The 9,123-nt window shown below is 54.9% G+C and carries 10 protein-coding genes and 1 tRNA gene; 1 reads left to right on the plus strand and 10 read right to left on the minus strand.

Annotated elements, in window-relative coordinates:
• Position 1: 1 nt before the first annotated feature.
• The 8 genes from Q0K17_RS03500 to Q0K17_RS03535 form a co-directional block, all read right to left on the minus strand.
• A complete protein-coding gene (locus tag Q0K17_RS03500; protein WP_294539988.1) occupies positions 2-1,123 on the minus strand; it encodes a site-2 protease family protein in 1,122 nt (373 codons plus the stop codon).
• Between the two features lie 60 nt (positions 1,124-1,183).
• Entirely contained in the window at positions 1,184-2,335 is a 1,152-nt protein-coding gene (locus Q0K17_RS03505; RefSeq protein WP_294539990.1) for a 1-deoxy-D-xylulose-5-phosphate reductoisomerase, read from the minus strand.
• Between the two features lie 19 nt (positions 2,336-2,354).
• Positions 2,355-3,221, minus strand: a complete 867-nt coding sequence (locus Q0K17_RS03510) for a phosphatidate cytidylyltransferase (protein WP_294539992.1) — start codon at positions 3,219-3,221, stop codon at positions 2,355-2,357.
• Positions 3,222-3,367: 146 nt separating this feature from the next.
• The gene (gene frr, locus Q0K17_RS03515) at positions 3,368-3,922 is read right to left on the minus strand and encodes a ribosome recycling factor (RefSeq protein WP_294539993.1); all 555 of its coding nucleotides are present in this window, start codon (positions 3,920-3,922) and stop codon (positions 3,368-3,370) included.
• A 71-nt stretch (positions 3,923-3,993) separates the two neighbouring features.
• Positions 3,994-4,701, minus strand: a complete 708-nt coding sequence (pyrH, locus tag Q0K17_RS03520) for a UMP kinase (RefSeq protein ID WP_294539995.1) — start codon at positions 4,699-4,701, stop codon at positions 3,994-3,996.
• 132 nt (positions 4,702-4,833) lie between these two features.
• A complete protein-coding gene (locus Q0K17_RS03525) occupies positions 4,834-5,652 on the minus strand; it encodes an ATP-binding protein (protein ID WP_294539997.1) in 819 nt (272 codons plus the stop codon).
• Positions 5,653-5,694: 42 nt separating this feature from the next.
• Entirely contained in the window at positions 5,695-6,459 is a 765-nt protein-coding gene (locus Q0K17_RS03530; protein WP_294539999.1) for a hypothetical protein, read from the minus strand.
• 52 nt (positions 6,460-6,511) lie between these two features.
• Entirely contained in the window at positions 6,512-6,814 is a 303-nt protein-coding gene (locus Q0K17_RS03535) for a hypothetical protein (protein ID WP_294540001.1), read from the minus strand.
• A gap of 475 nt (positions 6,815-7,289) precedes the next feature.
• Here Q0K17_RS03535 and Q0K17_RS03540 point away from each other — a divergent pair.
• Positions 7,290-7,365: transfer RNA gene (locus Q0K17_RS03540), tRNA-Ala, on the plus strand.
• A gap of 372 nt (positions 7,366-7,737) precedes the next feature.
• Here Q0K17_RS03540 and Q0K17_RS03545 read toward each other — a convergent pair.
• Positions 7,738-8,451, minus strand: coding sequence for an ABC transporter permease (locus tag Q0K17_RS03545; RefSeq protein WP_294540024.1), 714 nt, complete (start codon positions 8,449-8,451; stop codon positions 7,738-7,740).
• 3 nt (positions 8,452-8,454) lie between these two features.
• On the minus strand, positions 8,455-9,123 hold a 669-nt coding region (locus Q0K17_RS03550; RefSeq protein ID WP_294540026.1), incomplete at its 5' end, for an ABC transporter ATP-binding protein.

Here is a 9,123-nt window from a genome sequence, read left to right on the forward strand (position 1 = left end):
CTTATATAAATTTCGCAATATCCTGGAAGGTAACCAGCACCATCAGGGCCAGCAGCGCCACGATGCCCGCAGCATTGAGGACCGCCTGCACCCGCGCCGGTACCGTCTTGCCGGAAACACATTCCACCGCCAGGAACAGCAGCTTGAAACCGTCCAGTCCGGGAATGGGCAGCAGATTGAAGATGCCCAGGTTCACCGAGAACAGGGCCGCCAGACTGACCACATCCTTCCAGCCGTAGCGTACCGCCTGACTCACTGCGCTGACAAAGCCCACCGGGCCGGACAGCTGGTTGATGCCGACCCGGCCGGTGGCCATATCCACAAAGCCGCGCAGAATGGCCCGGGCGTAATACAGAAAATACCGGCCTGCCCAACCGGCCACCGTGCGGGGCGATTTGGCAATGCCGTAGACCTGGAAATCCAGCACCATGGTGGTGGTGCCGTCCGCCCCGGTGGCGGAGTCAAAATGCACGGCGGGCAGGTGTACGATGCTGCCGTCCCGCAGCACCGTCATGGAGGCGGTGTAATCCGGGGTGCGCTGCAGCTCGTACACGATGTCCTCGGCCACAAAGCAGACATGTCCGTTCACCGAGAGGATCTCATCTCCCGCCTGCAGACCGCTGGCCTCACTGGCCGGTGCATCGCCCAGAAAATCGTAAATCATACAGCTGGTGATGGCATCCTCCCCGCAAAGAAGGGCCACCAGCAGAAAATACCCGAGGACGAAGTTCATCATGGCACCGCACAGGATCACAAAAAAGCGATGCGCGGGCGGTGCTTCGTCAAAAAACTTGCCCCTGACCGCCGCGGGCAGTACCGGACGGCGGCGGTCGTAGGAAGCATGGGGACGGACGAACCCGTCCTGTTCCGCTTCCCGGTCTTCCCCTTCTTCCTCGGGATTTTCCCCGGGAAGAAGGTTATATCCGCCCAAAGGGAGAAGGCGGATGCTGTATCGGGTGCCGTTCCTGACCCGGGACCACAGCGCCGGACCAAACCCGATGGAAAATTCCTGAACCCACATTCCCACACGCCGGGCCGCCAGAAAATGGCCGGCCTCATGCACCAGCACAACCAGACCGAATACCACGATTGCCGCAATGGTGGTGAGAAGGACGATCGTCATTGAACACCTCGATTGAAGTTGCCGCACGGCGGGCATCCCCTGCCCTGCCGCCGGTGGGAATTACAGATGGGCACGGACGTAAGCCCGGGCCATGGCGTCACAGTCATATACATCCTGCAGGGTATAGTCGCCGCCGAAAGATTGGCTGTCCACCACACCTTCCACCAGGCGGCCGATATCCAGGAAACCGATCTTGTCCTGCAGGAACAGGCGCACGGCTTCCTCATTGGCGCCGTTGGCGGCACAAGGGGCAAGGCCGCCCTTCCGGATGGCTTTTTTGCAGGCAGCCAGACAGCGGAAGGTCTCTTCATCGGCCACATCAAAACTCAGGGACTTGAGAGCCGCAAAGTCCAGCTCCGGTACCGGGCTGGGCAGACGATCCGGCCATGTCAGCGCATACTGGATGGGAATACGCATATCCGGCACCCCCATCTGGGCAATGACCGAATTGTCCGCAAACTGTACCGCCGAGTGAATGACGCTCTCCCGCTGGACAACGATCTGGATTTTATCCTCCGGCAATCCGAAAAGCCAGACAGCCTCGATCAGTTCCAGTCCCTTGTTCATCAGGGTGGCGGAGTCGATGGTGATCTTGGCCCCCATATTCCAGTTGGGATGCTTGAGGGCATCTTCCTTTTTCTTGCCGGCCAGCTGATCCTGTTTCATACCGAAGAAGGGACCGCCGGAAGCGGTCAGCAGAATCTTGGTCAGCCGTTTGGCCGAGTGCTGGTCCTGCAGACACTGGAAGATCGCTGAGTGTTCACTGTCCACCGGCAGCAGGCGCACGCCCTTGCGGCGTACTGCATCGGTGACCAGATGGCCGCCGGTGACCAGGCTTTCCTTGTTGGCCAGAGCCAGATCATGGCCGCTCTCGATGGCGGCCAGCGAAGCAGGCAGGCCCGCAATGCCCACAACGGCATTGAGCACCACATCGGGGCCATCCATGGCTGCCAGGGTACGCAGGCCTTCGGTTCCCCTGAGCAGCCGCGGGGCATCCGCCATGCCGGTCAGTTCCGCTTCCAGTCGGTCACAGGCAGCTTCATCCACCACCGCCACATAGCGGGGATGGAATTCTGCAATCTGTTTTTGCAGGATCTCAATGCGGGAATGGGCTGCCAGACCGAAGATGGTATACCCGTGCATACGGGCCACATCCAGGCTTTGGGTCCCGATGGAACCGGTGGACCCCAGCAGAGTGATCGTCTTGCTCATACATTCACTTCCTGTTCAGTCAAAAAGAGGAAAGATAGAAGAAATGGCGCACCGCAATGGACACAAACGGCGCAATGAACATCACGCTGTCGAAGCGGTCCAGAATGCCGCCGTGGCCGGGGAAAATCGTGCCGTAGTCCTTGATTCCCACCTGACGCTTGACCGCCGATGCAAACAGGTCTCCCAGGATTCCCAGCACCGAGGCCAGAGCGCCCAGGCCCAGAATGACCAGGTAATGCTGGGGATTGATGTTGACCGTAAAGACCTGCAGCCGTCCCGAAAGAAGGCCGTAAACAAAGGTGACCAGCAGTCCGGCTGCCATGCTGCCGATGACGCCGCCCACAGCACCTTCCACCGTTTTGTGGGGGCTGACAATGGGGGCCAGCTTATGCCGCCCGAAGGCACGGCCGGCAAAGTAGGCTGCGGTATCTCCGCCCCAGGCGAAGCAGAGAATCAGCAGGATGAAATAGACGGCATCATACCCGTATTGGTCGATGGGCAGCTGGCGTTTGAGATAAATCAGGGAATAAAAGCAGAAGAGAATGACGCCGCCGAAATAGACGAACCCGGCCAGACGGCCGAAATCCAACGTTCCATGTTTGACGATCAGGCAGATGTTGTAATACAGCACCACCAGGAAACTGGCCGGCAGAATGACCGCACGGACGGCAGCGCTGCTGGACAGCATGATCAGCAGTGTATAGGGTATTGCCATTGCAAACAAGTACCATTGACGGCGGCCGAAGCCCATGGCGGAATACACTTCATGCATGCCGATCAGACAGATCAGGGCCAGGACCAGGTCAAAAAAGACGGTATCAAAGAAAGCCAGGACAACGGCCAGCAGGCACAGCCCTACAGCGGCTGTTATGATTCGAGTTTTCATATGGGCGGGAATTCCTTTCGGAGACAGAAGTGCACGGTTTACTGCTTCGGGGATGGTTTTACTATATGCGCACTGCTGCCGGAGTTTGCCAGATATGACGTATGCCGCGCAGATGCGCGGCACACGCAGCAGAAAGCCTGAAACGATCAGACTTCCATGATCTCCTGATTTTTGGCGGTGCAGGTCTCGTCGATCTTCTTGACGAACTTGTCGGTCAGTTTCTGGACCTCTTCTTCCAGATTCTTCTGGTCATCCTCGGTGATCTCGCCGGCCTTCTTCATGGCCTTGAACTTGTCCATGGCATCACGGCGGACGTTGCGCACGGCCACCTTGGCTTCTTCGCCCTGCTTCTGCACATCTTTGGTCAGCTGCTTGCGGCGTTCTTCGGTGGGAGCCGGGAAAATCAGGCGGATGGTATGACCGTCGTCAATGGGATTGATGCCGATATCGCTGGTCTGAATGGCCTTGGAGATCTCCTTGACCATCTTGGGGTCCCAGGGGGTGATGGTCAGGATGCGGGCTTCGGCCACAGCCACAGCCGCGATCTGGTTGACCGGGGTGGGAGCACCGTAATAATCCACTGCGACCTTGTCCAGAATGGCCGGATTGGCACGGCCCGCGCGGATGGTGGCCAGCTCACGGGAAAGGTGGTTGACGCAGTTGGTCATTTTCTCTTCATAGATTTTGGTCGTGCTGCTCATACAAGTGTCTCCTTTTGTTCAAACGGCCTTGGGTGACCGTGTTTTTCTTCTTTTCCGGCATTCCGGCAGATTCATTCACTGACCAGTGTGCCGATCTTTTCTCCGCGCACCGCGCGGGCAATGTTGGAACCGTCGCCCAGATCAAATACCAGAATGGGCAGGGCATTATCCCGGCAGAGGCTGGCGGCGGTGGAATCCATCACGGCCAGACGTTCGTCCAGCACCCGGGTAAAGGTCAGGGTGTCATACCGCACTGCGTCGGGGTATTTGTGGGGATCCTTGTCATAGACGCCATCCACCATAGTGGCCTTGAGCATGGCATCGGCACCGATCTCCAGGGCGCGCAGGGCAGAGGCCGTGTCGGTGGAGAAGATGGGGTTGCCGGTACCGCCGCCGAACACCACGACCTTGCCCTCTTCCAGCGCGGCAATGGCCTTGTCGCTGGTGAAGGTCTCGGCCACCTGAGGCATCACGGCACTGGTCATGACCACCGCCGGCACCCCCTGCTGACGCAGGGCATCTTTCACGGCCAGGGCATTCATGACCGTGGCCAGCATACCGATCTTGTCCGCATCCATACGGTCCATTTTGCCGCTGGAACGGCCGCGCCAGAAGTTGCCGCCGCCCACCACAATGCCGATCTGCACGCCCAGATCATGGGCCTGCTTGACACCGGCACAGATGGAAGCAATGGTTGCCTCATCAAAGCCGGCGCCCTTGCTGCCGGCCAGCGCTTCCCCGCTGAGTTTCAGCAATATACGATTATAACGGTTCTCCATAGTAAGCACCACCTGATTTTGTCATATGTAGTTATTTTACAATAGTTTGCCCACAAAGTAAATAAGGGTTCGGAAAATGGCATAAAAAATTCACACCGCCCATGGGGGCAGTGTGAAAAGAGGAAATTGTGTTTATTCTTCCAGCACGGCGGCAAATTCTCTGCGCAGACAATGACGGCACTGCGCCAGCATCTGCTGTCTGCTGTTGGCATCATCCGCCAGAACCAGCCGGGACGGGTCCGGACAGTGCTGCGGCAGGGCGAAGACGACGGAAAAGCCGTCCGTTTCCTGGACTTCCTCCGTTTTCCATCCCAGCGCAGCGGCATATTCCCGCACCAGCAAAAGACCGGTAACACCCCGATTCAGCAAATCACCGGTGACGGTCCCTTCCGTGAGCATGGCCACAGCCTCCGGCGCGGCGCCCGGGCCGTTGTCCCGATACACCAGCCGGCGGTTTTCCGTGCAGGTCAGCTCCACCGTGTCCGCCCCGGCACGCACCGAATTGGAAATCAGATTGGCCAGCAGGCTGTTGAGCAGCGCCTCATCCGCTTCCAGCCAGAGCCCCCGTTCCGTTTCGTTCCGCAAGGTCAGGCGAACGGCACGGCCGCAGGCCGCCAGTTCCTCCTGGGCGCAGGTACATACGCCCCGCAGGTGATCGGCCAGTTCCAGGGGAAAAGTCGGACGCAGCTGCCGCAGCTGCGTTCCCAGCGCCAGATCGGCAGCATTGTCGGCCAGACGTTCCAGCCTTTGAATGCGCCGGGACATTTCCCGCAAAGTATCCAGACCGGTGGAGCGGACCGGTTCCGGGGCCTGCTGTTCCAGGTACCGGGTCAGGGCATCCACCGTGCCCTGCAAAACACAAAAATCCTCCGCCAGCCGCCCTTTCAGGCCGCCGCGAAGGGGGTTACAGTTTTCCGGCCAGATGTGGTCGGTGGATCTTTCGGTGTTCATCGCAAGAGTCTCCTCTGATCCCGCGCGCAATGCAGTATCGGTTCAGCGCCCGATGGCCCTGCGGATCAGTTCGGTCAGGCTGCGGATCAATTCCAGGTTGGTCAGACGGCTGCCTTCCGGTTTGTTGACCGCACGGCACAGCCGGTCATATCCCTGGGGTCCGGTGTGCCGCAGGGATTCATTGATCCGCTGCATCGCCGAGGCCACGGTGCCGGGACGGATATGCTGTCCGTCCGCTGCATATTGATACAGTTCCTTGGCAATATAATCATCGGCCCCCAGAACGGTGCGCAGCAGGATCCGCTCCAAGTAATTCCAGCCGCCCAGGCGCCGGTTGTAGTACATGGAGCAAAGCAGTTCGTGCAGATACTCCCGTACGCGGTAGGCATCCCAGGCATCATCACTGCCGCCGCAGCGATACACCGCCGCAAACAACTCCGACAAGGTATATGGCTTAAAGATAATACAATCAGCACCCATTGTCAAGAAACGCGCCGTGGACTTTTGTGTATAGGGCATGGCGGTGATCAGGATGCGCGGACGCTGAGGCAGTTCCAGCATGCCCAGCTGCCACAGCAGCTCTCCCAGGCCCGGTCCCTGCAGCAGGGTATCCAGTACAAGGACCTGCGGGCACAGGCCGCTTTGCAGGATTTCCAGCACCTGCTGCCCCGACGTGACCGCCGCACACACCTCCACCGACCGTTGGGCCGATCCGTACAGTCTGATTGCACTGCACTGGCCACGGTCACTGTCTGCAAACAGTGCGCTGACCCATTCCTGTTTGTCCATGTCGCGCATCTTCTTCATTCCTTTTCCGGCCGCTTCCGCAGGGCGCCCTTGTTGTTTGCTGTCCGCTGCGTCAGACCGCACATTCCGCCGCCGCGCCGCACACGTCCCGGATCACGTCGCAGGCATTTTCCGGTGGGACTGCATTCTCATACAGAAACCGCAGCAGCCCCCGGCCGAATTTTTCACTTACATCCCGCAGCGTGCAGCGCATGGTCCTAGGTACTCCGTCGCCCGCCTCCCGGCAGATCACAACACCAAGGCACCCTTCTTTCACATAGAGGGCATACCCGATGCGATGGGCCTTCTGCAGACCTTCAATCTCCGAAAAATTCCGCGCATAGGATTCCAGCAATTCTGCCTGTGTTGGATTCATCTTCCTCTTGTCTCCCCACAATACAAATTCAGCCGGGTAGATACCGCCCGCGTTCCGGGACCGCAAACGGCGGGCGCACACCGCCGAAAGCCCGCGCCGGGATACCGCACCGGACGCGGGTCTTCTCGATAAATAATCATACTGATTTATGTCCGCAAAATCAATGGCTGCGCGTCGTATTTGATTTTACGATTTCATACGTTTGCAGCAATATTTGCACGTTATTTTCATTATATTTGATACACCGCCTTTTTATTTCGCATTTTTTGTTCCTTCGTTTTGGCTTTACAAAACGGAACCAAGCGCGCAAACGCGATTATTGATACAAAATATCGGATTTCTTCCTTATCTTTTGCCACAGATCCCTTTATCATGGGCTGCGTCACAGGTTCACAGCTGCATACTATTTCTTTTTTCTGACCGGGGCTTGACATTTTTTTGCAAAAAGAGTATAGTATCTTGGTCAGATAAATTTGGGCCTGTAGCTCAGTTGGGAGAGCGTTCGGTTCGCATCCGAGAGGTCAAGGGTTCGAATCCCTCCAGGTCCACCACATTAGGACGTCGCCTATGGATATCGCATAGCGGCGCAAAGTTATGAGACACCCCTGTGAATAACAGGGGTGTCCCGCTTTTTTGTGTTCATTATTGATCGTTCTGGACTTTGCTCAGAGATCGAGCTGCACTATTTTTATGAGTGGGAGAGAACGGCCGGTTTCACTGGTGAGTCTATCGCACCACTTCTGACACGGATGTTTCTTTCTGCACCACTTTTAAGTAGATGATACGGATATTTTTCGACAGACTGAGGTCGGCAGCAAGAAATGCTGCCGACCCCTGATCACTTATTTGCAAAGGCGGGCGGGACTGTCAACGAAGACGCGAAGCGGCGTTCATTTTATCGTTGACTGGCTCGGCTGGCTTTGCTATTTATCAACTTTGCGTAGTAGTATGCCACATACACAAATAGCCAATATAAGAATTGCTACCAACGGCAACAAGTTTTCAAGTTGGAATGTACTATCCGTCATTACTCTATAGCCCCATGAGGCCGGAAAAATTTTTCCTACAATTTCAAATGCTTTTGGCAGCAATTCAATCGGAAACATAATTCCGGAAAGCATGATAGAGGGCAAAAAAATGATGATAGAAACCATTGAAGTTTTCGCTTGGTCTTTTACTGCTAAACCAATTATGCTGGCAATGCTAAGGGACACCGCAATAAAAATAGCAAGGCTGGCAAAGTACAGCATCGGATTTTCTGGTATCTCAGCATTGAAAGCAAGCGGCGCAGCAATGTATAGAATTATGCTCATAATAAACAGATGTATGTATGCGGAAATATTCGTCAAAACAAGACCAAAATATAGTGGCACACCATTTGCCTTATAAACTTTTTTAATATCGCTGCTGTAAATTTCAACAAGAGAGGGCGGCAAGCCAATTAACGCACCCATTGTTACTCCGAAAACGGTCATAGACTGAATGAGTGTGTATCTTGCTTCCGGCATAACAGATGTAAATATCCCACCCATAATCGCAAAAAACAGGAGAGGGACAATATAGCAGGTTATAAGTAATGTCTTACTCCGTATATCTAACTTCCATTGCAGGTAAATTCCGTATAAAAAAGCACCCATCTATTATTCTCCTTTTGCAATCTTCATAAAATGTTGTTCCAGAGTACCGCGGTTTATCTGTATATCTACAATAGATTCTCCATTTTCTTTATACTGTGTAAGCAACGACAGCAATGTTTCTCCGATATTATCAGATTCGTATTTTTTGGTGCTGTTTTCTGTTTGAATTATGATGTTATAATGCCTTCCTACGGTTTCCCCCAATTGTCCAACGGTTCCAATAAAAACAATCTTCCCCTCGGACAAAATAGCAATCCGGTCACATAAATTCTCTACTTCAGCCATGTCATGGCTTGTTAATATGATTGTTTTCCCCATTGCCTTTAATTGTCGAATTTGTTTGTGTAAAGAAAGCCGTCCTTCCACATCAAGACCAGCTGTTGGCTCATCCAGAAAAAGAATGTCTGGTTTTCGCGTTAGAGCGAGTGCTAAATGAAGCCGCCGCTTTTGACCGGTTGACAATTGATAATATTGTTTTTTCTCAAGCTCATAAATGCCGAGAGCTTCAAGCGTTGTTCTATCAGGGGTCGTCTTGCTCCATTTAGCAAATAGTTTAATCGCCTCCAATGGCTTAATATGTTCCGGCAACGATGCGGACTGTAATTGGATTCCTATTCTACCGTGGATTGTAATGTTTCCACTATCGTATTTTCTTAGACCTTCGATACATTC

The sequence above is a fragment of the uncultured Gemmiger sp. genome, from assembly GCA_944388105.1.
Lineage (GTDB): Bacteria > Bacillota > Clostridia > Oscillospirales > Ruminococcaceae > Gemmiger.

What these genes read in the sequence shown, in the direction of transcription:
- frr (WP_294539993.1), bottom strand. Translation starts at nt 3,922, where the DNA reads ATGAGCAGCACGACCAAAATCTATGAAGAGAAAATGACCAACTGCGTC.
- Q0K17_RS03505 (WP_294539990.1), bottom strand. Translation starts at nt 2,335, where the DNA reads ATGAGCAAGACGATCACTCTGCTGGGGTCCACCGGTTCCATCGGGACC.
- Q0K17_RS03500 (WP_294539988.1), bottom strand. Translation starts at nt 1,123, where the DNA reads ATGACGATCGTCCTTCTCACCACCATTGCGGCAATCGTGGTATTCGGT.
- pyrH (WP_294539995.1), bottom strand. Translation starts at nt 4,701, where the DNA reads ATGGAGAACCGTTATAATCGTATATTGCTGAAACTCAGCGGGGAAGCG.
- Q0K17_RS03510 (WP_294539992.1), bottom strand. Translation starts at nt 3,221, where the DNA reads ATGAAAACTCGAATCATAACAGCCGCTGTAGGGCTGTGCCTGCTGGCC.
- Q0K17_RS03545 (WP_294540024.1), bottom strand. Translation starts at nt 8,451, where the DNA reads ATGGGTGCTTTTTTATACGGAATTTACCTGCAATGGAAGTTAGATATA.
- Q0K17_RS03525 (WP_294539997.1), bottom strand. Translation starts at nt 5,652, where the DNA reads ATGAACACCGAAAGATCCACCGACCACATCTGGCCGGAAAACTGTAAC.
- Q0K17_RS03535 (WP_294540001.1), bottom strand. Translation starts at nt 6,814, where the DNA reads ATGAATCCAACACAGGCAGAATTGCTGGAATCCTATGCGCGGAATTTT.
- Q0K17_RS03530 (WP_294539999.1), bottom strand. Translation starts at nt 6,459, where the DNA reads ATGAAGAAGATGCGCGACATGGACAAACAGGAATGGGTCAGCGCACTG.